The sequence below is a fragment of the Rhodoplanes tepidamans genome (assembly GCF_030813915.1).
Taxonomy (GTDB): domain Bacteria; phylum Pseudomonadota; class Alphaproteobacteria; order Rhizobiales; family Xanthobacteraceae; genus Rhodoplanes; species Rhodoplanes tepidamans.
In genome coordinates, this window is sequence record NZ_JAUSUJ010000008.1 from 91,198 (window position 1) to 115,402 (window position 24,205).

Sequence of the window (24,205 nt, forward strand, 5' to 3'; positions counted from 1 at the left end):
TCCGCCCCGGAGGACGGCGTCGATTCCGCAATATAGGAACGGAATCGATTGACAAAGCTCACGATTACTTGAGTTCGACCTTGGCGCCCACCTTCTCGAGGGTCGCCTTGATCTTCTCGGCCTCGTCCTTGTTGACGCCTTCCTTGACCGGCTTCGGGGCGCCCTCGACCAGATCCTTGGCCTCCTTGAGGCCGAGCCCGGTGAGCGCGCGCACCTCCTTGATGACCTCGATCTTCTTGTCGCCGGCGGCGGCCAGGATCACGTTGAACTCGGTCTTCTCCTCGACCGGAGCGGCGGCGGCGGCGGCCGGCCCGGCCGCGACGGCCACGGCGGCGGCGGCGGACACGCCCCACTTCTCCTCGAGCAGCTTGGCGAGCTCGGCCGCCTCGAGCACGGTGAGGCTCGACAGGTCGTCAACGATCTTCTGCAGATCAGCCATTGCAGTCAGTCCTTTTTCGATTTCGACACGTTCGGGTTAGCGAGCCTCACGCCTCGCTCTTGTCGGCATAGGCCTGAACCACCCGTGCGAGCTTGCCCGCGGGGGCGTTGACCAGCTGGGCCACCTTGGTCGCCGGGGCCTGGATGAGGCCGACGATCTTCGCGCGCAACTCGTCGAGGGACGGCAGCGAGGCGAGCGCCTTCACGCTGTCCGGGTTCAGGGCGGTCTTCCCCATCGCCCCGCCGAGGATCACGAACTTGTCGTTGGCCTTGGCGAAGTCGGAGACGACCTTGGGCGCGGCGATCGGATCACCCGAATAGGTGAGCACGGTCGGCCCCTTGAGCAGGGGCGCGACGACCGCCGCGTCGGTGCCGTCAAGAGCGATCTTGGCGAGACGGTTCTTGGCGACCTTCACGGACGCGCCAGCCTGCTTGGCCTGCTTGCGCAGGTTCTGCATCTGGGCGACGCTCAGGCCGGCATAGTGAGCCACGACCACGACGTTGGAGGCCTTGAAGACCTCGTTCAGCGTCGTGACGAGCTCTTTCTTTGCCGCTCGATCCACGTCTTGCTCTCTCTGGTTGGCGGCTCCGAAGCGAGCTGGAGCCACCGGTTGCGTCGACCGCCCCGCTCCCGCGTCTCGCGACACCGGAACCGGACGGCGCTTCTTGCCCTGTCCCCCGAGAGCGCGCGGACGCGCCGCCGGGACAAACCCGAGTCGGAACCGTACGGGGTCTCCCCCGAAACCGATCTTCCCCGTCTGTGCAGGCCCTTGGCAGAAGGAATTAAGCTTTTGCCTTTGCGACGACGCTCGGGCAGAAGCACCTGCAGTCTCGGACAGGACCGACCGTTCCACCGGAACGGCCGCGTGCCGCGGAGAGTTGGCAGACCGAGCCCCTGGTCCCTTCAGATCGATCCCGCCGGATGCCCAAAAGGAACAGAGTCCTGAACCGCCAGATTTTCCGAGAACACGCAAGGGCGCGCCGACAAAGGGCCGGCACGCCCGTGGGGGCTATTTAACGAGTCGGATGCGGTTTGCCAAGCCCCCTCGCCCGCTTCCGTCGGAATCGGGACGTTCCGGTGGACAAAGGCTGGCTTCACGCGGGCACCACCCGGCGCCCCGCACGCGGGCGACCCCGATCGGACAGGGTCGGCGACCGTCCCTGCATAGCATGCCTTTATGTATAAAGCATGAGGGCCAGTACGGGGGTGCTCTCCGCCCCCGTCCGGACGCCGCCGCCGCGGCCCGGGGCGGCACGCGGGCCGGCTTCCGGGCGCCGCTATCGCCGGTCTCGTGCACGGGCATCGACGGATCGACGTGAAGCACCATCGTCACCCGGACGAGCGGGCGCGGACGCGTCCGGCCGGAACGCGACGAGCCGGCCCCCGCCGGAGCAGGCGGCGGAGGCCGGACTCGCAGCACCCGCGCGTGGCCACGGGAAGCTCGGAGAACGTCTGTCCAGCGGATTAGCACGCCCGCTCTTGTGGGGGTCTTTCCGAAGTCGGTCGAATTGTTACGTCCGTGTTTCGGCCTGCTCGCCCGCTGTCGCGGTGGCGGCTTCCCCGGGCCGGTCCGCGGCCTCGCCGGCCCGAACCTCCACGTCCTGGAGCTCCCCGTCCGCGGCGTCTCCATCCAGGGCCTCGCCGTCAGGACCGCCGGCGGGCCGGACCGGCACGACCGCGGTGCCCGGCAGGACGATCCGGGCCAGGAGGCCGTGCGGCACGACGTCGAGCAGCTCGAGCGTCCCGCCATGGGCGCCCGCCACCACCTGGGCGATCGACAGGCCGAGCCCGAAACCGGTCGTCCCGTCCATGCTGCGGGCGGACTCGCCACGGGCGAAGGGCCGCAGCATCGCCGCCTTGTCGGAGTCCGGGATGCCGGGGCCGTCGTCGGCGACGTCGATCACCACCCGGTCCGCCTCGACCCCGAGCCGCACCCGCGCGCCGCCCGCATAGCGCACGGCATTGTCGACCAGGTTGGTGACGGCCCGCTGCAGCTCGTCCGGATGGCCCATGACCACGGCGTGCTCGGGCCCCGCATAGGAGACGTCGTGACCGAGGTCGGCGAACTGGTCGCACACCGTGGTCAGGCTGGCGGTGAGGTCGACCCGCACCGCGGCGCGGGCCGACTGCCCCTCCCGCATGAACACCAGGAGCGACTCGACCATGGCGCGCATCTGGTCGAGATCGGCGAGCGCCTGGACCCGCAGGGTGTCGTCGTCGATGAACTCGCTGCGCAGGCGCAGCCGGGTGATCGGCGTGCGCAGGTCGTGGCCGACCGCCGCCAGCATCCGCGAGCGCTCTTCGACCATCGCTTTAACGCGCGCCCGCATCTGATTGAGGGCCCTGGCCGCGATGCGGATCTCATGCGGCCCCCTTTCGGGCAGCAGCATGATCTCCCCGTCGGGCCGGAAGGCCTCGGCCGCGGTCGCGAAGGCGCGCAGCGGCCGGGTCAGCGCGAGCGCCGCCCACCAGCCCAGCACCGTGGTGAGGCTGGCCAGGATCAGGATCGAGACGATCAGCGGGCCGCCGAGCAGCGGCCGCGGCCGCGGCGCGACGTCGGCCTCCAGCACCGCCCCGTCGCGCAGCCGGACGGCGACCCGGTCGGGCCGGTCCGGTCCGGCCGGGGCGACGACGCTCACGGCCGTGCCGGGCGGCAGGACGCGGGCGAGATCATGATCGGCGGGCGGCGGCGGTGCCCCGGCGACCGGCGTGACGGCCGGCGTGGCGGTGCCGGGCGGATGCAGCACCGGCTTCAGGCGCGGAAACGCCGCGGCGGCGTCGGCGACGAGATCGGCCCGCCGCGCCGGGTCGACCTCGGCGAGCCGCACCACCGCGGCGAGCTGGGCCGGCAGATCCTCCCGCTCGCGGCGGTCGTAGCGGTCCGCCAGGAAGAACGAGACGGTCAGCACCGCGTGGATCGCCAGGAGCGAGGCGATCACCAGCACGGCGATCTGGGCGCTGATCCGCAGCGGGAACAGCCGGCCGAGGCGCGACCTCATGAGGCGACGGCGACCTCGGGCGTGAACACGTAGCCGCCGGACCGGACGGTGCGGATGATCTCGGGGTGGTGCGGATCGCTCTCGATCTTGCGCCGCAGCCGGCTGATCAGCACGTCGATCGAGCGCTCGAAGGCGCCGGCGCTGCGTCCCTGGGTGAGGTCGAGGAGCTGGTCGCGCGACAGCACCCGACCGGGATGCTCGCACAGCGCCTGCAGGAGATCGAACTCGCCGCCCGTGATGGCGACGGCGCCACCGTCCGGGTTGGTCAGCTTGGCGAGGCCGCAGTCGAGCCGCCAGCCCAGGAAGGTAAGCACCCGCGGCCGCCGGCCGGCGGGACCGCGCAGCGTCGAGGCGCTGCGCCGCAGGACGGCCCGCACCCGCGCCAGCAGCTCGCGCGGGTTGAACGGCTTGGCCAGATAGTCGTCGGCCCCCATCTCGAGCCCGACGATGCGGTCGACCTCCTCGCCGCGGGCGCTGAGGATGATCACCGGGACGTTGGAGCCGGAACGCAGGCGGCGGCACAGGCTGAGCCCGTCCTCGCCGGGCAGCATCAGGTCGAGCACGACGAGATCGATCCGGCTCGCTCCCATCACCCGGTCCATCTCGCGGCCGTCGCCGGCGAGCGACACCCGGCACTCGTTGGCACGGAGATAGCGGGCCACGAGCCGGCTGATCTCCTGGTCGTCCTCGACCACCAGAATGTGCGGAGATTCGGTCATTTCGGGTCCTTGCTGACCGGCCGGCGTGAGCACGCGGCCGGGTTCGGGCGGTGTTTTTGTTTCCGTGTGTTTCTTGAACCCGCCTCGAAACACATGGAAACAAGCTTGAGCGCTTGCTCAACACTTCGTTGAACGTACGGAGGGACCATTTCCGCCGCACCGATACACCGGCTCGACTTGCATTTCTACCGGCGCATTTCCCACGATGCGGTAGCAGGCCTGCGTCTGCCGCGCCCGCCCGCGCCGGCTCCGGTCTCGCCGGAGCGGCGTCGCCGACCGGCATCGCCGGTCGCCGTGCTGTTCGCGACGCGGGGCGTCTGTTAAGACCCGGCGCCACCCTTCGCACAGAGCAGAGTCATGGTCGCCGCCCCGGTCCGATCCGCCGTCCGAGCCGACCCCGCCGCCGGTCCGGCGGCGCGGGTCCGGTCGCCTGTCCGCCGGACGGAGCGCGGCGCATGAGCCGCACCGCGCTGATCGTCGGCGTCTCCGGCCAGGACGGCAGCCTGCTCGCCGAGCGCCTGCTCGCCGAGGGCACCGTGGTGCACGGCACCTCGCGCGATCCCGCGGCGAACCCGTTCGAGAATCTGGGCCGGCTCGGCATCCGCGACCGGGTCCGGGTGCACGGCTGCCGGCCCGAGGACTCGGCCGCGGTGCGGCGCCTCCTCGACGCCGTGCGGCCGGACGAGGTCTACAATCTCTCGGCCCAGAGCTCGGTCGGCCAGTCCTTCGCGGCGCCGCGCGAGACCATCGACAGCATCCTGGGCGCCACCGTCGGCCTGCTCGATGCCATTCGCGAGACCGGGGCGCCGATCCGCTTCTGCAACGCCGGCTCGGGCGAGTGCTTCGGCGAGACCGGGCCGGAGGGCGCCGACGAGACGACGCCGGTCCGCCCGCACAGCCCCTACGCGGTCGCCAAGGCGGCGGCCCAGTGGACCGTCGCCACCTATCGCGAGAGCTACGGCCTGTTCGCGGTGACGGCCATCCTGTTCAACCACGAATCGCCGCTGCGCCCGGAGCGCTTCGTCACCCAGAAGATCGTCCGCGGCGCCGCCCGCATCGCCGCCGGCGAGACGGCGGGGCCGCTGCGGCTCGGCAACCTGGACGTCACCCGCGACTGGGGCTGGGCGGCCGAGCATGTCGACGCCATGCGGCTGATGCTGCGCGCCGAGCGGCCCGAGGATCTGGTGGTCGCCACCGGCCGGGCGGCGACGCTGCGCGAGTTCGCGGCCGCCGCCTTCGCGGCCTTCGGGCTCGACTGGGAGAGGCACGTCGTGTCGACCCCCGAGCATATGCGTCCGTCCGACATCGCCGTGTCGGTCGGCCGGCCCGCCCGGGCGCGCGAAACGCTCGGCTGGGTCGCCGCGACCCGCATGCCGGAGCTGGTCGGCCGGCTCGCCGAGGCGCTGCGCCCGCCCGCCCCGGCCGGCGCCTGACGGCGACCCGCGGCAGCCGCCGCACCGATTCCCCGCCCGCGAAAGAGTCACCACCTCTAAAGCGGTGTCGGCCTATGCTGGCGCGCCGGCCGCGTCGGCCGCGCCCGCCAATCTCCGGAGTGTCCTGGCATGCCCATGAAGGCCGCCGAGCTGATCGCCCCCTACCGCATCACCAAGGGCCGCAAGTTCAAGCTGTCGAGCATCGCGCCCGACGACACCAGCGGGCTCGACATCGAGAAGGAGGAGGCCAAGCTCCACATCGCGGCCGGGGTCACCCGCCTCTCCGAGATGCAGGAGAAGCTCTACGCCCAGGACCGCTGGTCGGTGCTGCTGATCTTCCAGGCCATGGACGCCGCCGGCAAGGACGGCGCCATCAAGCACGTCATGTCGGGCGTCAACCCGCAGGGCTGCCAGGTGACGTCGTTCAAGCAGCCCTCGGCGCTGGAGCTCGACCACGACTATCTGTGGCGCTGCGCCCTCCACCTGCCCGAGCGCGGCCGCATCGGCATCTTCAACCGCTCCTACTACGAGGAGGTGCTGGTCGCCCGCGTCCACGAGTCGGTGCTGGCCCGCCAGAAGCTGCCGCCGTCGCTCGTCACCAAGTCGATCTTCGAGGAGCGCTACGAGGACATCGCCGCGCACGAGCGCTATCTCGCCCGCAACGGCACCCTGATCCTCAAGTTCTTCCTGCACGTCTCCAAGAGGGAGCAGAAGCGCCGCTTCCTCGAGCGCCTCGACGAGGCGGAGAAGAACTGGAAGTTCTCCGGCGCCGACCTCGCCGAGCGGGCGCACTGGAAGGAGTACATGCGGGCCTACGAGGACATGATCCGGGCCACCGCGGCCGAGCACGCCCCCTGGTTCGTCGTGCCCTCGGACAACAAGTGGTTCGCCCGGCTGGTCATCGTCGCCGCCGTCGTCGAGGCGATGGACAGCCTCGACCTCGCCTTCCCGACCCTGTCGAAGTCCGAGCGCGCCGCCCTCCTCAAGGCCAGGGCCGCGCTGGCCCGGGAGAACCACGACGGCTGAACCACGGCGGCCGAGCCGCGGCCGGCGCCGAAACCGGAAAAACAATCGAACCGGAGTGGATCGTCGCGACACCAAAGGCCGCCGGGACTTGAAACCGCCCGGCCGGTTGCGGGAACATGCCCGGGCGGGCGGTCGAAAGGCCCGCGGCGACAGCACGATCTCCCCGGAGCGTCCGATGCGTCGGCTTCTCGCGATTCTCTCCGTCCTCGGTGCCGCGGCGCTCGCCGTCCCGGCCGCCGGGCTCGTCGGCTCCTCGCCCGCGCAGGCGCAGAGCCAGAAGGAATGGAACGCCTGCCGCAGCGGCGATCTCGACAACCGGATCACCGGCTGCACCCGCATCATCGAGCGCCACGGCAAGCGGATGTCGGCCCGCGACCGGTCGTCCGCCTACAACAACCGTGCCTATGTCTACAACGAGAAGGGTCAGCACAGCCTCGCCATCAAGGATCTCGACGAGGCGCTGCGGGCCGACCCGACCAACTCGACCGCGTTCAACAATCGCGGCTTCGCCTTCAACGCCACCGGCAATCCGGACCGGGCGATCCGCGACTACGACGAGGCGCTGCGTCTCGATCCGAAGAACGCCATCGCCTATGGCAACCGGGCCAACGCCTGGCGCAAGAAGGGCGAGCACGACAAGGCGCTGCGCGACTACGACGAGGCGATCCGCCTCAAGCCCGGCGGCGGCGACTACTTCAACGCCCGCGGCAACGTGTTCTTCGACCAGCGCAACTGGGACCGCGCCATCGCCGACTACGACGAGGCGATCCGGCTGTCGCCGAAGAACGCCGTCTACTTCAACAATCGCGGCAACGCGTACCGCAACAAGAACGACTACGACAGGGCGCTGCGCGACCTCGGCGAGGCGCTGCGGCTGCAGCCGAACTACGTCACGGCGCTGATCAACCGCGGCCACACCTACTACAACAAGTCGGACTGGGACCGCGCCATCGCCGACTACGACGAGGCGATCCGCCACGAGCCGCGCGCCAGCACCTTCAGCTATCGCGGCAACGCCTACCGCAGCCGCAACGATCCGGACCGCGCGCTGCGCGACTACGACGAGGCGATCCGCCTCGATCCGCGCTACACGGCGGCGTGGCAGAACCGCGCCCGCGTGCACGTCTCCCGCAGCGACTGGGACCGTGCCGTCGCCGACCTCGACGAGGCGATCCGGCTCGCGCCGCGCGACGCCGGAAGCTACAACTCGCGCGGCTACGCGCTGCGCCAGCGCGGCGACCTCGACCGCGCCATCGCGGATTTCGACGAGTCGATCCGGCTGGCGCCGCGCGACGCGGCCGTTCACGGCAATCGCGGCGAGGCGTGGCGGCTGAAGGGCGATCTCGACCGCGCGCTGGTCGATCTCGGCGAGGCGCTGCGCCTCGATCCCGTGCTGATGCCGGCGCTGGTGAGCCGCGGCCTCGCCTTCGAGGCGCGCGGCGACGTCTCGCGCGCCCGCGACGACTTCAGGGCGGCGCTCGCGGCGCCGGCCCGCACCTATCTGAGCGGCCCGGCGGCCCTGCAGACCGCCCGACAGCACCTCGCCGCCATCGAGGCCGGGGGCCCGGCGACCCCTGCCCCGAGCCAGACCGCCCGGCCGGCTACGCCGCCGGCTGCGCTCCCTGCCGCGACCCCGTCGCCTCCGGCCGCCGCGGCCGTGGTGGCGCCACCCCCGCCGCCGCCCGCCGCCGCCGAGCCGCCCGCGGGCCGCGGCAGCCGCGTCGCCCTGGTGATCGGCAACGGCGCCTACCGCCACGCCACGCCGCTGCCCAATCCGGGCAACGACGCCCGCGACGTCGCCCGCTCGCTGCGCGGCCTCGGCTTCGACGTGGTCGAAGGCGTCGACCTCGACAAGTACGGCATGGAGGGGCGGATCCGCGAGTTCGGCAAGAAGCTCGACCGCGCCGACCTCGCCCTGTTCTTCTATGCGGGACACGGCCTGCAGGTCGCCGACAAGAACTACCTGGTGCCGGTCGACGCCAAGCTGGAGCGCCCCGGCGACCTCGCCCTCGACACCATCACGGTGGACGACGTGCTGGCCCAGATGGAGAGCGACCGCCGCGTCAACCTGGTGTTCCTCGACGCCTGCCGCGACAACCCGCTGGCCCGCTCGCTCGCCGCCTCGCTCGGCACCCGCTCGACCGCGGTCGGCTCGGGGCTCGCCGCGATCCAGAGCGCGGTCGGCACCATGATCGTCTACGCCACCCAGCCGAAGAACGTCGCCCTGGACGGCGAGGGCCGCAACAGCCCGTTCACCACCGCCCTGCTCAAGCACATCGGCACGCCCGGACTGGAGATCGGTGCCGTGATGAAGCGGGTGCGGGCCGACGTGTGGTCCGCGACCCGCCAGCGCCAGCTCCCGTGGGACCATTCCTCCCTGATCGGCGACGTGGTGCTGGCCCGTTGAGGGCGCTTTCCGGATCGTCCCAGCGGGTCGGCCGAGCGCTTGACCGACCCGCTGTTGCAATGCAGCAACGTTGCGGCAATTCCGCCACGGCGCGGGCGAAATGTCGATGTTGCTCAATGTTTCCGCGCCACATTCCTTGTTCGGCCGAATTCCTGTCTGCTACTTTCCCGGCCCGGATGGCGTCCCGGAGCTGGGCGGGCGTCTCCGCCGCCGAACAGACCGCTGTCAGGATGACCGGATGACCCGACGGACCGCCCGCTCTGCTCCGCTCCTCGCGCTGGCCGCGGCCGCGGCCGTAGCCGCGTGGCTGCCGGTGGCCGCCCTCGGCCAGTCGCTGCCGACCGGCGGCACGGTGACGAGCGGGACGATCGGCATCACCCAGCCGAACGGGTCCAGCCTGATCATCGACCAGTCGAGCCAGACCGGCATCATCAACTGGTCGACCTTCTCGATCGGCGCCGGCAATTCGGTGAGCTTCAACAACGGCAGCGGCGCCACCCTCAACCGCGTCACCGGCAACGTGCCCTCGACCATCAACGGGCTCCTGTCGGCGACCGGCAGTGTCTTCCTGGTCAACCAGGCCGGCATCGCGGTCGGCGCGAGCGGGGTGATCCAGACCGGCGGCAGCTTCGTCGCCTCGACGCTCGACGTGAAGGACCAGGAGTTCCTGGCCCGCGGCACGATGACGTTCGACGGCGCCTCGACGGCGGCGGTGGTCAATCTCGGCCGCATCGGCTCGTCGACCGGCGACGTCGTGCTGATCGCCCGCACGGTGCAGAACGACGGCACCATCGAGGCGCCGCAGGGCACCGCCGCGATGGCCTCGGGCCGCGAGGTGGTGCTGAGCGACGGCGCGCTCGGCAACGGCAAGGTTCAGGTCAAGCTGCCGGGCGGCGACGGCAAGGTGGTCAACCGCGGCACCATCAAGGCGGCCGACGTCGAGCTGCGCGCCAACGGCGGCAGCGTCTACGCGCTCGCCGGCAACACCGACGGGGTGATCAAGGCGACCGGCATCGCCAGCAAGGGCGGCCGCATCTTCCTCACCGCCGAGGGCGGCTCGGTGACGGCGACGCAGCGCATGGAGGCGCGTCGCACCACGACGAAGACCACCACGGTCCGCGGCAAGACGACGACCACCAGCACCACGTCGGGCGGCGACATCCTGATCGAGGCCGACGCCGTGACGATCGCGGCGGCGCTCGACGCCTCCGGCACCACCGGCGCCGGCGGCCGCATCGTGGTGACGGGCGGCACCGTGACGCTCGCCAGCGGCGCCCTGCTCGACGCCTCGGGCACGGCGGGCGGCACCGTGCTGGTCGGCGGCGACCGCGCCGGCGGCACCGGCACGACGAAATATTTCGACAAGCCGGTGCGCAACGCCGACCAGGTGACGGTCGAGGCCGGGGCGACGATCCGGGCCGACGGCAGCGCCGGCAAGGGCGGCAACATCGTCGTGTGGTCGGAGGGCACGACCACGGTCGCCGGCACGCTCTCGGCCACCGGCACGGCCGGCGGCGGCTTCGTCGAGACCTCGGGCAAGACCCTGCTGATCGAGGGCGCGTCGATCGATGCCGGCCAGGGCGGCACCTGGCTGCTGGATCCGGACCACCTCGACATCACCCAGAGCGTCGCCAACACGATCGTCGCGAGCCTGAACGCCGGCACCAACGTCGTCCAGGAGACCACGGCGGGCACCGGCGACGGCGACATCGTCGTCAAGGAAGGCGTGACCCTCGCCTGGAGCAGCAATGCGACGCTGACGCTCAGCGCCTATCGCCACATCGTGTTCGAGCCGAGCGTGGTGATCTCGAACTCGGGCGGCGGCAGCCTCGTGCTGCGCGCGGACAATACCGGCACGGGGACCGGGACGGTGACGTTCGTCCCGCCCGACACACAGACCCCGAACGCCATCCAGCTGCCCGCCGTGATCGACTTCTCCGGCAGCACCGGCCTCGTCTCGATCTATTACAGCACCACCGACTACAGCAACCCGACCGACTTCTCGTCGAACGTTGTGACGAACCCGACGCTGCAGGTGCCGCAGCTGACCAGCTACATGCTGGTGAACAGCGCCGCCGATCTGGCGCGGATCGACGACAGCGTGGACTCGCTCGCCGGCACCTACGCGCTCGGCCGCGACATCGACGCCACCGGCTTCGCCGGCATCGCGGGCAAGTTCGAGGGAACGCTCGACGGGTGGGGCGGACTCACGGCCGCGAACGGCAACCGGATCACCCACACGATCTCCAACCTGGGCGTCGGCACGACGAGCATGGGCCTGTTCTCGGAGATCGGCCTCCTCGGCCTGGTCCAGAACCTGAAGCTCGCCGGCGCGCAGATCACGACGGACGACTACGCGGCCGGCATCCTGGCAGCGACCAACAGCGGCACGGTCTACAACGTGCACGTCCAGGGAACGGTCACGGTCGGCGAATCCGCCTACTACGCCAGCGTCGGCGGCCTGGTCGGCGAGAATTACGGCTGGATCGTCCTGTCGAGCGCAGACACGGCGATCACGAGCAACGGCTGGAACACCAATGTCGGCGGCCTCGTCGGTCGCAACGAGGGCACGATCGCCTCGTCGGAGGCGCGCGGCACCATCACGGCAGGCCCGGACGCCTGGAGCGGCAATTACGGCGGCCTGGTCGGCTACAACTACGCCTCGATCTACGACTCCCGCGCCTATGGCGCAGTGACGGGCGCTGAATACTCGTCGACCGGCGGCCTCGCCGGCTACAACTCCTATGCCTACACGACCGGCCCCTACGAGGGTGGCGGCACCATCGTGGGAAGCGGGGCGTTCGGCAACGTCACGGCAGGCCCGGACTCGCGCGTCGGCGGCCTGATCGGCAGAAACGACGGCCTCCTCGGCTATGCGATCGCGACCGGCACCGTGGCGGGCGGCGCCGGCAGTGCCGTCGGCGGCGCGGTCGGCGAGAACGAAGGCTCGCTCTACCGGGTCTCGGCGACCGGCGCGGTCTCGACCACCGGCGAGTACGGCACCGCCGGCGGGCTCGTGGGCCTCAACGACTCCGGCAGCATCATTGAGTCCTACGCGACCGGCGCCGTCTTCGGCGACAGCGGCACCTCGATCGGCGGCCTCGTCGGCACCAACCTGCCGAGCTACTACGACGGCGGCGGCACGATTCTGCAGTCCTACGCGACCGGCGCCGTCACCGGCACCGGCACGGCGATCGCCGGCGGCCTGGTGGGGACCAATGCGGGGTACGTCGAGCAGACGTACTCGACCGGCCGGGTGACGACCGGGGCAGGCGGCATCGCCGGCGGCCTGATCGGCGTCAACAGCGCCGAGGTGACCGGCGACGGACCGAGCGAGCTCGTCACCGGTCAGGTCGAAAGCTCCTACTGGAACACCCAGACCAGCGGGCAGAGCACCAGCGCGGCCGGCGTCGGGCTCACCACGGCGCAGCTCACCCAGGGGCTGCCGGCGGGCTTCGATCCCGACGTGTGGCAGACGGTCCCCGGGCAGAGCTATCCGTACCTGTTCGGGCCGCCGCCCTACGTTCCCTCCGATCCGGCGATCTACGATCCGGGCCAGCTGGTGAACCAGGTCTCGCTGACGCCGGGCAACACCGGCTTCGGGCCGCCGAGCACCGACCAGAGCAACGTCACCCCGCCCCCGGCCGTGACCGAGAGCGGCGGCAACGGCGGCGGCCAAGGGGGTGGTCAGGGCGGTGGCGGACAGGGCGGCAATCCGGGCGCCGGCCCGCCGCCCGGCCCGGGGCTCGACCGGTCGCTGAGCGAGCAGCGCTTCAGCGGCGTGCCGCCGCTGAACGAGACCCGCTTCGTCCCCAACGAGATCGTGCTGCAGATCCCGGCCAGCGTGACGCGCGAGCAGGTGGACGCGATCGCCAAGGAGCTCGGCGTCGAGATCGTCGCGGCCGAGACCATCGGGCTGACCGGGCGCACCCTCTACCGGTTCCGGCTAAAGCCGGGCCAGGACATCCGTGCCCTGATCCGCCGGCTGGAGCAGAACCGCATCGTCTCCTCGGCGCAGCCGAACTACGTCTACGGCCTCGCCCAGGGGGCGCAGCCCGCCCCTGCGCCCGCTCCGGACGCGGGTGCCGCGTCCGGCGGCGATGCTCCTGCGGCGGGTGGACCTGAGCCGGCCGCCTCCGGCACCAGCGATCTCGCCAGCGACCTCGCCGCCCGCACCACGCTGCCGACCGGCGATCCGGCCCAGTACGTCATCCAGAAGCTCCATCTCGGCGACCTCCACAAGCGGGTGCGCGGCGCCAACGTCACGGTCGCGGTGATCGATTCCGAGATCGACCTGCGCCATCCCGACCTGCAGGGGGTCGCAGCGGAGCGCTTCGACGCCACCGGCAGCCCGAGCCGCCCCCACACCCACGGCACCGGCATGGCCGGCGCCATCGCGTCGCGCTACCGCCTGCTCGGCGTCGCGCCAGGCGTGCGGCTGCTCGCCGTCCGGGCCTTCTCGGAGACCGACAAGAGCGCCGAGGCGACCACCACCCAGGTGCTCAAGGGCCTGGACTGGGCGATCGCCAGGAACCCGCGGATCATCAACATGAGCTTCGCCGGGCCGCGCGACCTGATGACCGAGCGCCTGCTCGAGGCGGCGGCCAGGAAGGGCATCGTGCTGATCGCCGCCGCCGGCAATGCGGGGCCGAAGTCGCCGCCCCTCTACCCGGCGGCCGACCCCAACGTGATCGCCGTCTCGGCCACCGACACCGACGACAAGCCGTTCGCCCAGGCGAACCGCGGCAAGCACATCGCCGTGGCGGCGCCCGGCGTCGACGTGCTGGTGCCCTCGCCGGGCGGCGGCTACCAGCTGACCACCGGCACCTCGGTGGCGGCCGCCCATGTGAGCGGCATCGCCGCCCTGCTGATCGAGGCGCGGCCGAGCCTGACGCCGGCGGACGTGCGCAGCCTGCTGACCCGCACGGCCAAGCCGCTCGGGCCGGGCCGCGACGTGCAGGTCGGCGCCGGGCTGGTCGATCCGGTCCGCTCGCTCGGCGGCATCATGCCGGCGACCGCGGCGCCGGCGCCGATCCGGCCGGGCGTGATGCCGGCCATGCCGCTGCGGTGACGCAGCGGCCTGTGTCGAATCCGCTGCGGTGACGCAGCGGGGTGTTTGGGACCGCTGCGGTGACGCGGCGGGGCGTTTCGAGACCGCCGCGGCGACGCGGCGGCAGGCTGCGAGAAGACTCGAAGAGCCGGGGGCAAGTCCCGGCCGCGACTGACAGAAGGCGTTTTACAGCGTTCGGGGTGCAGGGGCAGGCGTGAATGTGTGAGGGGACAGGAGCGCGAGCCGGCGGACCGCCGGCGCACGATCCGTCGCGGGCCGAGACCCGGCGGCGGACCTCGGTGCGCGTCCGGCCCGGCCATGCGCCGGCCACGCTCGCTGCCCTGCTCGCCGGCCTCCTCGCCGCCGGGCCGGCCGCCGCCCAGTATGTCGAGCGCAACCTGCCCCCGGCCCCGCCGCAGCGGACCCCGTCGATCGGCTTCATCACGCCCGACCTCCTGAAGGGCGAGGACGACACCCCGCTCGGCGCCACCCTCTCGGGCATCGTGCTGCTCGGCGCCAAGGACACGCCGCTCGCGGCCCCGCGCCGCACCGGGGTCGACGTCGAGCGCATCCCGGCGGTCGACCCGGCCGCCCTGCGCACCCGCCTCGCGGCGTTCCTCGGCCGGCCGATCAGCCGCAAGCTGATCGCCGAGGTGCAGGCCGCCATCTCGGGTGTCTACAAGGATGCCGGCCGCGCCTTCGTCTCGGTGACCATCCCGCCGCAGGAGATCACCGGCGGCGCCCTGCAGGTGCGGGTGATCGAGTACAAGACCGGCCGCGTCTCGGTGACCGGGGCGGAGCGGGCCGGCACGGACCATGTGCGCACCCGGGTGCGGGTGACGCCGGGCGCCCCGATCGACAGCCGCCAGCTGGAGACCGACCTCGACTGGCTCAACCGCAACCCGTTCCGCCGCGTCGAGGCGGTGTTCGGCCCGGGCCGCGACCTCGCCGAGGCGGACCTGACGCTGCGCACCACCGAGCAGCCGCGGCCCTGGCAGGCCTATGTCGGCTACGCCAACACCGGCACGCTGCTGACCAGCCGCGACCGCTGGTTCGCCGGGGTGAGCGCCGCGCTGCCGGGCGAGGTCCTCGCCTCCTACCAGGCCACCGGCAGCCGCGACTGGTGGATCGACGACGGTCACCCGATCAACGACTCCGACCTCGCCAAGTACCAGAGCCACGCCGGCCGGGTGATCGTGCCGCTCTGGGCGCGGGCCAGCCTCGAGCTGATCGGCAACTATATCCAGACCAACGAGCAGCCGAACCTCTATCTGCGCTACCGCACCCGGACGACCGAGTTCTCGGCGCTGCACCGCAGCGCCGTGCAGAACGTGCTGCCCTGGGCGTTCGGCGACCTGCTGCTCGGCGTCGATACCAAGCACCAGACCCGCGAGCTGTTCTTCGTCGGCGTGCCGGTGGCCGATTTCGGCGTCGACGTGTTCCAGATGGTCGGCGGCTGGGCCGGCCGGTTCCGCGATCCGGTGGGCGTCAACGACCTCGACGTGCGGGTGAAGGTCAATCCGGGCCACATGCTGCCCGACAACACCTCGCGGGCCTGGAGCCTCTATTCCAACGGCCGGGTGGACGACATCCACTACGCCTACGCGACCGTCGCCTACGTCCACACGACGCCGCTGCCCAGGGACTTCGTCCTCACCAACGAGCTGTTCGGCCTGATCTCGGGCGAGCCGCTGCCCGACACCGAGCGCATCTCGCTCGGCGGCGCCTTCACGGTGCGCGGCTACATGACCGAGGATCGCACCGTCGACCAGGCCGTGATCTCGCGCAACACGCTCTACCTGCCCGGCTACAGCTTCGGCGAGGCGCTGAAGCTGCCGTGGCTGAACGACAGGCTGGTGCCCTACCTGTTCTCCGACGTCGGCTGGGGCCGCGACATCTTCTACGGCATCGACACGACGCTCGCCTCGGTCGGCGCCGGCCTCGACGAGCAGATCGGCCCGTTCCGGGCCAATCTCGCCGCCGGATACGCCCTCACCGACGGCCCGCACACGCCGGCCGGCTCGTGGCGCATCCATGCGCGCGTGACCGCCACCTACTGACGTCCCGACCTCCGATCGGACCGCCCATGCCCCCTGCCATGTCCCTTGCCCTGCCTGCCCTGTCCCGCCTCGCCGCCGTGCTGCTCGCTGCCGCCGCGGTCCCGGCGCTCGCCCAGACGCCGAGCCGCACCACCGCCACCTACGAGGACTGGACGGTCCGCTGCGAGACCCCGGCGGGATCGCAGCAGAAGACCTGCGAGGTGTTCCAGGCGCAGCAGCCGCAGGGCCAGCCCGGGCCGGTGTCGCAGGTGGCGATCGGCCGCGCCGCCAAGACCGCCCCGCTCAAGCTGGTCGTCCAGCTGCCGGTCAATGTCTGGCTCGCCGCCGCGCCGCGGCTGGTGCTCGACGACAAGCAGCCGCCGGTGACGCTCGGCTTCCGGCGCTGCCTGCCGGGCGGCTGCTTCGCCGACGCCGACCTCCCGGACGACGTGCTGCGCCGCCTGCGCGCGCGCGCCGAGCCGATCCGCCTCGAATACAAGGACGCGATCCAGCGCGACGTCGGAATCGCGATCTCGCTCAAGGGCTTCTCCCAGGCGCTCGAGGCCCTGGCGAAGCAGTAGGAGGGATCCCGGCACCGGCGGGCCGAGGGCACGGCTCTTCGTCCCTCTCCCCTCGCGGGAGAGGGTGCCCTCGCAAAGCGAGGGCGGGTGAGGGGGCGCGCCACGAGCTCAGAGCTTGTGGAGGCCCCCCTCACCCGTCTCGCCGCTGCGCGGCGAGCCACCCTCTTGTCGCGCAAGCGCGCGACCCGCGAGGGGAGAGGGAAGAGCCGAGCCGACCGATCATCGCACCCCGCGCGCGGAACACGGGACCGCCCCTCCCCCTTGCCCCTGCATCAATTCCCTGCCACATCCGCGGCATGACCCAGCCGCTCCGTGATCTGGACCCGGCCCTCGCCGAGCCCGCCGCCGATTCGTCCGCCCTGCCCGCGCCCGACGGCGCGGCCGCCGCCGCGTCGCCGGCGGCCTCCTCGCCGCTGGCGAGCGAGGTCGAGCGCCGGCGGACCTTCGCCATCATCTCCCACCCGGACGCCGGCAAGACGACGCTGACCGAGAAGCTCCTGCTGTTCGGCGGCGCCATCAACCTGGCCGGCGAGGTCAAGGCCAAGAAGAACCGGCGCGACACCCGCTCGGACTGGATGTCGATCGAGCGCGAGCGCGGCATCTCGGTGGTCACCTCGGTGATGACGTTCGACTACCGCGACCGGGTGTTCAACCTGCTCGACACGCCCGGCCACGAGGACTTTTCCGAGGACACCTACCGGACCCTCACGGCCGTCGATTCCGCCGTGATGGTGATCGACGCGGCCAAGGGCATCGAGGCGCGCACCCGCAAGCTGTTCGAGGTGTGCCGGCTGCGCGACATCCCGATCGTCACCTTCATCAACAAGATGGACCGCGAGAGCCGCGATCCCTTCGAGATCCTCGACGAGATCGAGAAGACGCTGGCGCTCGACACCACGCCGATGACCTGGCCGATCGGCCGCGGCCGCGACTTCGTCGGCACCTTCGACATCGAGCGCGGCGGCGTGCGGCTCCTCGACGCCAAGGACGATTCCGGCCCCCCCGTCGCGATGGAGATGAGCGAGATCGCCGCGCTGAACGCGACCCTCGACGCCGACGCGATCGCGGCCGAGATGGAGCTGGTCACCGAGGCCTGCCCGCGCTTCGACCTCGGCTCGTTCCTGGAGGGGCATCTCACCCCGGTCTATTTCGGCAGCGCGCTGAAGAATTTCGGCGTGCGCGACCTGCTCGACGGCCTGCACCGCTTCGCGCCGCCGCCGCGGGCGCAGAACTCCGACGCCGGGCCGATCGACGCCGCCGATCCGCGCATGTCGGCCTTCGTGTTCAAGATCCAGGCGAACATGGATCCGAACCACCGCGACCGCATCGCCTTCGCCCGGCTGTGCTCCGGCAAGCTGGTGCGCGGCATGAAGGCGAAGCTGGTGCGCACCGGCAAGCCGGTGACGCTGTCGACGCCGCACTTCTTCTTCGCCCAGGACCGCTCGCTCGCCGACGAGGCGTTCGCCGGCGACGTGGTCGGCATCCCCAACCACGGCACGCTGCGCATCGGCGACACGCTGACCGAGGGCCGCGACATCACCTTCGTCGGCGTGCCGAGCTTCGCGCCCGAGATCCTGCGGCGCGTGCGCCTGTCCGACGCCATGAAGGCCAAGAAGCTCAAGCAGGCCCTGCAGGAGCTCGCCGAGGAAGGCGTCGTCCAGGTGTTTCGCCCGACCGACGGCTCGCCGGCCCTGGTCGGCGTCGTCGGCCCGCTGCAGCTCGACGTGCTGAAGGCGCGGCTCGCCGCCGAGTACGGCCTGCCGGTGGAGTTCGAGCCGGCCGAGTTCCAGCTCGCCCGCTGGATCGCGTCCGACGACAAGGCGGCGCTGGACACCTTCGTGGCGGCGAACCGCTCCGGCATCGCCGAGGACCTGGACGGCGACCTCGTCTATCTCGCCCGCAACGAGTTCTATCTCGGCTACACCCGCGACCGCGCCCCCGGCATCGCCTTCACGGACGTGAAGGAGACCCAGAAGGGGGCGTGACGGCGCCGTCACCGTCTCCGGGGCCACGGTCCGACGACATCGTTGCGCCATGGCCGTGAAGGCGCGACACTACGCAGTGCCCGACGAGACCGTCATGACGACACGCATCACGATCGATCCGGCCCAGATGGGCGGCGTTCCGTGCATTCGCGGGCTGCGCATCCCGGCTGCCACGGTGGTCGGAATGCTGGCCGACGGAATGACCTGGGCCGAAGTCCTCGACGCCCTCCCCGACCTCGAGCCGGATGACATCGCCGCAGCGCTCCGGTTCGCCGCCGAGGCGCTGCGGGAGCGGGAGCTGCCGCTCGTCCCCGCGTGCGATTCCTGATCGACAATGCACCGTCTCCGGCGCTGGTCGCGCATCTTCGGGCGGCCGGGCACGACGCCGTCCATGTTCGCGATATCGGGCTGCAGGCGGCGAGCGACGAGCGGGTCTTGGCGGAGGCTGCGAGGCAAGACCGCATCCTGATATCGGCCGACACGGATTTCGGAACGCTCCTGGCCTCGTATCCCCATGCGCTGCCGTCGGTGATCTTGTTCCGAAGGGGCACCGACCGTCGAGCCGAACGTCAGGCCGCTCTGCTGCCCGCAAATCTGTCGGGGCTCGACGCCGACCTCCGCCGGGGCTGTGTGGCTGTGATCGAGCAGTCCCGCGTTCGCGTCCGTCCTCTCCCGATCACTCGCATCGCGGACGACGGCTGACGGTGCGGACAAGCAGCCGGCCCGCCCCGCAGCCCTTTCGTGAAACCCTTTCACGACACCTGTGCGCGCCGCGACGAGGTTTATGCGGCAATCGCCTGGACCTTACTCTCAGTTTTTGCGGGATGTGCGAGATCGAACCAGGCGGCGGCCTCGGCGCGGTCGCGGCACAGGAAGACCCCGACGTCCTCCATGGCGCCCGGCACGTAGCGGTCGAAGCCTTCGACCATCATCAGCCCATGGCCGCCCGGCTCGCCCGGATCGGGCCACAGGGCGTAAACAACGGAATAATTGAGCAAAACGTCTCCCGGCGGCTCGGTGTTGGCGATCGCCCGGGCGAGGAGCGGCCGCCGGTCGGTCAGCCTGCACAGCTCGATCAGAGCCTCGAGCGAGACATTGATGGTCATCGCAATGTGCCTTCTGTCACGGCATGCATGTCACGCCGCACGAAAATATAAGACCTATACCCCCTATTTCAACTCTTCGATGCTTTTTGAGGCAGATCGCCCGCGGTTATGGGCGATCCACGCCTTTATACCCGATACCCCTCGCGTGCCGCCCCGCCGGGATCCCGCGGGCGACCGACGCGACCGCCGGCACCGCGCGGAAATCCGCGGCGCCGGCGGTGCGTGCCGCGGCCTCGCCCGGGAGCGGGCGGCGTGGCCTCCGCCGCACCGCCGTCCACCGGGTCACGGGCCGCGGCGACCGCGAATCAGGTCACCGGCTCACTTCACCGTCTCGACCACCGAGGCCTTGATGGTCTCCTCGGTCAGCTCCTGGCCGAGGCCGGGCAGCTCCGGCACCTCGTACATGCCGTTCTTCGGCTTGTAGTCGTACTTGCAGGTGCGGGTGTTCGGCTCCAGGAGCGCGTAGCGGTGCAGCTCGTGGATGACGAAGTTGGGGATCGCCGCCTCCATGTGCAGCGCCGCCGCCGTGGAGATCGGGCCGCCGCACACGTGGATCTGCACGGTGGCGTCGTAGACATGCGCCATGTCGCAGATCTTCTTGGTCTCCGAGATGCCGCCGGCGACGCAGATGTCGGGCTGGATGACGTCGATCGACCCGTCCTCCAGGAAGGGCCGGTAGCCCCAGCGGGTGTAGATGCGCTCGCCCGCCGCGATCGGCACCGCCACGGCGTCCGCCACCTTCTTCATCTGCTTGGGATTGAGCGGCATCACCGGCTCCTCGTAGTAGAAGACGCCGAGCGGCTCGATCATCTTGCCGAACTGGATCGCCGAGATGGTATCGGTGAAGGCGTGCATCTCGACGATGATGTCGACGTCGCGGCCGACCGCCTCGCGCATGGCGACGAGCCGGTCGTAGCCGAGCCGCAGCACCTTGTCGGGCAGCGGGCCGGTGAGATAGCGCTTGTTCCAGTTGCCCTTCTCGTCCATCGCGACGGTGTCGACCTTGAGCGCGTCGAAGCCCTCGGCGACCGCGATCCTGGCCGCCTCGGCGTAATGCTCGGGCTCGATCAGCATAGACTTGTCGCTGCCGGTCCCCCAGCCGAACTGCAGCTGGCTCGCATAGGTGCGGATCTGGCTGCGCGACTTGCCGCCGAGCAGGACGTAGAGCGGAACGTTCAGCGCCTTGCCGCGGATGTCCCAGCAGGCGATGTCGAGGCCGCTCATGCCGGCGAACACCACGGTGCCGCCGCCCTGCCCCCAGAACGTCTTCTTGAACATCTTCTCCCAGATGGCCTCGGTGTCCATCGGGTTCATGCCGATCAGCAGGCCGGCCAGATCCTTGGCCATGCCGAAGCCGGCCGAGGCGCCGACCCCGTAGGCGAGACCCACCTCGCCGAAGCCGGAGATGCCCTCGTCGGTGTTGACGCGCACGCAGACCGGCCGCCACTTGCTGGACGCCGACTGGAAGTCGTTGGCCACATCGATGATGTCGATGCTCGTGATCTTCATGACAGTCTCCTTCCGAATGGTTCGCGACGCGGACGGTGCGCGTCAGTACCTCTGGGCGGCCAGGACGCCCGAGGACACGGTGGCGACGCCGGCGACGACGGCGAGGCAGATCAGGCCGCCCGTGTAGCCGCCCGTCATCGCGACGAAGAGGCCGATCAGGGCCGGCGACAGGGCCGACAGGCCGTTGGCGATGCCGTTCATCGTGCCGCCCGCCGTGGACATCGACTTTCCGGGCACCAGGCTCTGCAGCAGCGTCCACGCGGCAGGCGTGCCCATCGAGCAGACACCGGTGGCGAGCGAGAGCAGTACGGCGGCGACGTACTTGTCCGGCGCCGTGGCGCCGACATACAGGCAGATGCCGGACACCAGCATCGATCCGCACAGGATCGGCGCGTTGCGGCCGATGCGGTCGATCAGCCAGCCGGTCACGGCCTTGAAGAGGATGCCGAAGACGAACGGCAGCGAGGCCAGCCATCCCATCTCGGTCCACGAGAAGCCGCGTGCGGTCTTCAGATACACGGGCAGCCAGGACACCAGGCCCCAGTACATGAACTGCAGGCAGATGTACCAGAGGGCGAGCAGCCAGAACCGGTAGCTGAACACGAACGGCTTAATGCGGTCGAACAGGCTGAGCTTGTCGCTGCCGGCGGCGGCGTCCTTCTGCCGCTCGGCCACCTGCCCGCTCTCGATGTGGTCGAGCTCGAGCTTGTTGATCCGCTTGTGATCACGCGGCGTGTCGGCGGTGTAGCGCCACAGGATGAACAGCGGGATGAGACCCAGCACGAAGCACAGGTGGAAGCTCTCCCGCCAGCCGAAGGCGCCGATCACGTAGGTGAACAGCGGCATCGCGATGGCCGGCGAGAGCGACTGACCGATGATCCACGTCGCGTTGGCGCGGCCGCGCTCCTGCGTCGGGAACCAGTTCTTCACGAACAGGCTCTGCAGCGGGTAGTACGTGCCCTCGCCGATGCCGAGAATGACGCGGCTGACGAGAAACGTCGTGAAGACCGTCGCCAGGCCGCCGATGAGCAGCGAGACGTTCCACAGCAGGATGCACAGCAGCATCGCCTTGCGCGGCCCGAGATAGTCGCCGATCGGGCTGAGCACGACGTTGGAGACGCCGTAGGCCGCCAGGAAGACCGACATCATCATGCCGATCTGCACCGGCATGCCCTTGATTCCCATCTCGGTCAGGAACGTGTCGTTGGCGGCGAGAACCGACACGTTGACGCGATCGAGATAGGCGATGAAGATTCCGATGAACAGGCACGCGAGTAGAACGAACCGCGTCTTGGTCGGCCGTTCCGCCGCCTCGGCGACGCCGCTGGAAGACGTATCCAAATGCGACATTGGGGTCACCTCGTTGACGACCGCACGTCGCAGGGCCGCACGGTCCCGGACGACGGTCGCGAAGATGAGGGGGTGCGTGAATGATGCGGCAGATCGATGCGACGTGAGAAACGAATAATCATGATCCGCCTAATAACGCGGCTATTGGATCGGCGGGCCGCGGCCGTCTCGTCGCGCGCGCACGCGCCGTCTCGCGCGCGGTGCGACGTGCGCCGCGCGCCGGATCGGAGCAGACACGGCGCGGCCGCGCGCCGGGCGTCACGCCGGCGCGCGGCTCGTCGGTCCCGGCGTCCCGTTCTCACGCGGGACGCAGGAGGTCGCCCTCCGGTCCGAAGGCCATGTCGAACGGATCCGACGTCACGGCGAGGCCCGGACGGGCGGCGACCTCGTCGAGCAGCGCCGTCGACACGACCATGGTGTCCATCGTGGCGGTGTTGCGAATCCAGCAGAGCCGCACGTCCTCGGCCGTGACCGGACCGGCGGATGCGAAGGCGTAGTCGATGGCCGCCCGGTCGGTGTCGCCGACGATCGGCAGCCGCCCCTTCTCCGGCGTGACGGCCGTGATGCAGTTCACGCGCGTCGCGGCACGATCGAGCTTGTCGACGACCCGCCGGGTGATGAAATCGGCGAGCCCGATGCCGAGGCCGTTGCCGTGCGACGTCTCGGTGAGGTCGCGCAGCACGATCCGGGTGATGTGCGGATGCTCGAGCGGCGCCTCGTAGACGTTCATGATGCGGCCGACGACCTTGGTGTCCATGCCGGAGCCGCTGACCTCCTTGCCGCTCTCGTCGACCACGAGGATGTCGAGGCGGTCGAACGGCAGATGCGGACAGGTGCGCTTGGCGTGCTCCAGGAGCTCCATCTCGTCCTCGACGAGTCGGTCCGGGGCGACCGCCCGGATGCAGGCGGCCCGGCCGAGACCGTTCTCGACGATGCCGATGCCGAGCGCGATCGGCGCCTTTTCGAGCATCACGCGGGCGACCGATACGAGGGTCCGCTCGTAGCCGTACCGCACGGCCCAGCGATGCGCCTCGATCGCGCCGCGATGCTTGCCGAGCCCGATCACCATCATCTTGACCAGGCCGCTCTCGATCCGCCCGTTGAACTCGGTGTGCGGCTTGATGCGGTTGACGACGATGACGTGATCACACGCCATGGCGTCGCGGCTGAACAGGACCGGGACTCCGTCCGCCGTCCTGCCGAGGTCGACCACCTCCATGGAGGAGACGATCGGCGCTCCGACCGTCGCCTCGGTCACCCCGAGTCCTCTCAGCATGTCGGCCTGGCCCTCGGCGGTCGCGCCGCCGTGGCTGCCCATCGCCGGCACGACGACCGGCACGGCGCCGACCGCCTTCACCTCGGCGACGCAGGCCCGCAGGACCTCCGTCATGTCCTTGATGCCGCGGCTTCCGGCCGTGATCGCCACCCGGGCGCCGGCCCGGATGCGGCCGGCGAGCCCGATCCTCTGCATCTCGGCCGCCACGGTCGCGCCGATGTCGGCGACCCGCGTCTCGTCCAGACGCTGGGAGATGCGCACCAGTTTCGGATAATCCACAGTCGTC

Annotated in this window: 17 protein-coding genes; 9 read left to right on the top strand and 8 right to left on the bottom strand. The window is 70.7% G+C overall.

What is annotated here, in order from left to right:
• Positions 1-64: 64 nt before the first annotated feature.
• From rplL to J2S22_RS11570, 4 genes are all read right to left on the bottom strand, one after another.
• Positions 65-439: a 50S ribosomal protein L7/L12 gene (gene rplL / locus J2S22_RS11555; RefSeq protein WP_272777753.1), complete on the bottom strand. Its 375-nt coding sequence runs from the start codon at positions 437-439 to the stop codon at positions 65-67.
• A gap of 46 nt (positions 440-485) precedes the next feature.
• Positions 486-1,001, bottom strand: coding sequence for a 50S ribosomal protein L10 (gene rplJ, locus J2S22_RS11560; RefSeq protein ID WP_272777752.1), 516 nt, complete (start codon positions 999-1,001; stop codon positions 486-488).
• A gap of 949 nt (positions 1,002-1,950) precedes the next feature.
• The gene (locus J2S22_RS11565) at positions 1,951-3,438 is read right to left on the bottom strand and encodes an ATP-binding protein (RefSeq protein WP_272777751.1); all 1,488 of its coding nucleotides are present in this window, start codon (positions 3,436-3,438) and stop codon (positions 1,951-1,953) included.
• Positions 3,435-4,157, bottom strand: coding sequence for a response regulator (locus J2S22_RS11570; RefSeq protein WP_272777750.1), 723 nt, complete (start codon positions 4,155-4,157; stop codon positions 3,435-3,437). Before J2S22_RS11570 ends, J2S22_RS11565 begins: the two co-directional genes overlap by 4 nt.
• A 455-nt stretch (positions 4,158-4,612) precedes the next feature.
• Between J2S22_RS11570 and J2S22_RS11575 the strand changes: the two genes are divergently transcribed.
• From J2S22_RS11575 to J2S22_RS11615, 9 genes are all read left to right on the top strand, one after another.
• Positions 4,613-5,590, top strand: coding sequence for a GDP-mannose 4,6-dehydratase (locus J2S22_RS11575; protein WP_272777749.1), 978 nt, complete (start codon positions 4,613-4,615; stop codon positions 5,588-5,590).
• 129 nt (positions 5,591-5,719) lie between these two features.
• Complete coding sequence (locus J2S22_RS11580) at positions 5,720-6,616, top strand: polyphosphate kinase 2 family protein (RefSeq protein WP_272777748.1); 897 nt, start codon at positions 5,720-5,722, stop codon at positions 6,614-6,616.
• Positions 6,617-6,791: 175 nt separating this feature from the next.
• Positions 6,792-9,023, top strand: coding sequence for a tetratricopeptide repeat protein (locus tag J2S22_RS11585; RefSeq protein ID WP_272777747.1), 2,232 nt, complete (start codon positions 6,792-6,794; stop codon positions 9,021-9,023).
• 238 nt (positions 9,024-9,261) lie between these two features.
• Complete coding sequence (locus J2S22_RS11590) at positions 9,262-14,094, top strand: S8 family serine peptidase (RefSeq protein WP_272777746.1); 4,833 nt, start codon at positions 9,262-9,264, stop codon at positions 14,092-14,094.
• A gap of 278 nt (positions 14,095-14,372) precedes the next feature.
• Positions 14,373-16,133 carry a ShlB/FhaC/HecB family hemolysin secretion/activation protein gene (locus J2S22_RS11595; RefSeq protein WP_272777745.1) on the top strand — a complete coding sequence of 587 codons (1,761 nt, stop codon included), beginning with the start codon at positions 14,373-14,375 and terminating at the stop codon, positions 16,131-16,133.
• A gap of 26 nt (positions 16,134-16,159) precedes the next feature.
• A complete protein-coding gene (locus tag J2S22_RS11600) occupies positions 16,160-16,693 on the top strand; it encodes an invasion associated locus B family protein (RefSeq protein WP_272777744.1) in 534 nt (177 codons plus the stop codon).
• 296 nt (positions 16,694-16,989) lie between these two features.
• On the top strand, positions 16,990-18,678 hold the full coding sequence (locus J2S22_RS11605; protein ID WP_272777743.1) for a peptide chain release factor 3: 1,689 nt from the start codon (positions 16,990-16,992) through the stop codon (positions 18,676-18,678).
• Positions 18,679-18,772: 94 nt separating this feature from the next.
• Entirely contained in the window at positions 18,773-19,006 is a 234-nt protein-coding gene (locus J2S22_RS11610) for a DUF433 domain-containing protein (protein WP_272777742.1), read from the top strand.
• A complete protein-coding gene (locus tag J2S22_RS11615; RefSeq protein ID WP_272777741.1) occupies positions 18,994-19,380 on the top strand; it encodes a DUF5615 family PIN-like protein in 387 nt (128 codons plus the stop codon). Before J2S22_RS11610 ends, J2S22_RS11615 begins: the two co-directional genes overlap by 13 nt.
• Before the next feature lie 80 nt (positions 19,381-19,460).
• Here the strand turns inward: J2S22_RS11615 and J2S22_RS11620 are convergent, their stop codons facing one another.
• From J2S22_RS11620 to J2S22_RS11635, 4 genes are all read right to left on the bottom strand, one after another.
• Positions 19,461-19,784, bottom strand: a complete 324-nt coding sequence (locus J2S22_RS11620) for a hypothetical protein (RefSeq protein ID WP_272777740.1) — start codon at positions 19,782-19,784, stop codon at positions 19,461-19,463.
• A gap of 318 nt (positions 19,785-20,102) precedes the next feature.
• Positions 20,103-21,293 (bottom strand): mandelate racemase/muconate lactonizing enzyme family protein, encoded by a 1,191-nt coding sequence (locus tag J2S22_RS11625; protein ID WP_272777739.1) that lies wholly within the window; start codon positions 21,291-21,293, stop codon positions 20,103-20,105.
• A gap of 42 nt (positions 21,294-21,335) precedes the next feature.
• Complete coding sequence (locus J2S22_RS11630; protein ID WP_272777738.1) at positions 21,336-22,643, bottom strand: MFS transporter; 1,308 nt, start codon at positions 22,641-22,643, stop codon at positions 21,336-21,338.
• 298 nt (positions 22,644-22,941) lie between these two features.
• A complete protein-coding gene (locus J2S22_RS11635) occupies positions 22,942-24,198 on the bottom strand; it encodes a nickel pincer cofactor-dependent isomerase, group 22 (RefSeq protein ID WP_272777737.1) in 1,257 nt (418 codons plus the stop codon).
• Positions 24,199-24,205 lie beyond the last annotated feature (7 nt).

Bases quoted from the DNA above. Each gene is read 5' to 3' on its own strand.
- J2S22_RS11620 (WP_272777740.1), bottom strand. From the start codon at position 19,784: ATGACCATCAATGTCTCGCTCGAGGCTCTGATCGAGCTGTGCAGGCTG.
- J2S22_RS11630 (WP_272777738.1), bottom strand. From the start codon at position 22,643: ATGTCGCATTTGGATACGTCTTCCAGCGGCGTCGCCGAGGCGGCGGAA.
- J2S22_RS11585 (WP_272777747.1), top strand. From the start codon at position 6,792: ATGCGTCGGCTTCTCGCGATTCTCTCCGTCCTCGGTGCCGCGGCGCTC.
- J2S22_RS11625 (WP_272777739.1), bottom strand. From the start codon at position 21,293: ATGAAGATCACGAGCATCGACATCATCGATGTGGCCAACGACTTCCAG.
- J2S22_RS11570 (WP_272777750.1), bottom strand. From the start codon at position 4,157: ATGACCGAATCTCCGCACATTCTGGTGGTCGAGGACGACCAGGAGATC.
- J2S22_RS11610 (WP_272777742.1), top strand. From the start codon at position 18,773: ATGACGACACGCATCACGATCGATCCGGCCCAGATGGGCGGCGTTCCG.
- J2S22_RS11565 (WP_272777751.1), bottom strand. From the start codon at position 3,438: ATGAGGTCGCGCCTCGGCCGGCTGTTCCCGCTGCGGATCAGCGCCCAG.
- rplL (WP_272777753.1), bottom strand. From the start codon at position 439: ATGGCTGATCTGCAGAAGATCGTTGACGACCTGTCGAGCCTCACCGTG.
- J2S22_RS11590 (WP_272777746.1), top strand. From the start codon at position 9,262: ATGACCCGACGGACCGCCCGCTCTGCTCCGCTCCTCGCGCTGGCCGCG.
- J2S22_RS11600 (WP_272777744.1), top strand. From the start codon at position 16,160: ATGCCCCCTGCCATGTCCCTTGCCCTGCCTGCCCTGTCCCGCCTCGCC.
- J2S22_RS11575 (WP_272777749.1), top strand. From the start codon at position 4,613: ATGAGCCGCACCGCGCTGATCGTCGGCGTCTCCGGCCAGGACGGCAGC.
- J2S22_RS11580 (WP_272777748.1), top strand. From the start codon at position 5,720: ATGCCCATGAAGGCCGCCGAGCTGATCGCCCCCTACCGCATCACCAAG.
- J2S22_RS11605 (WP_272777743.1), top strand. From the start codon at position 16,990: ATGACCCAGCCGCTCCGTGATCTGGACCCGGCCCTCGCCGAGCCCGCC.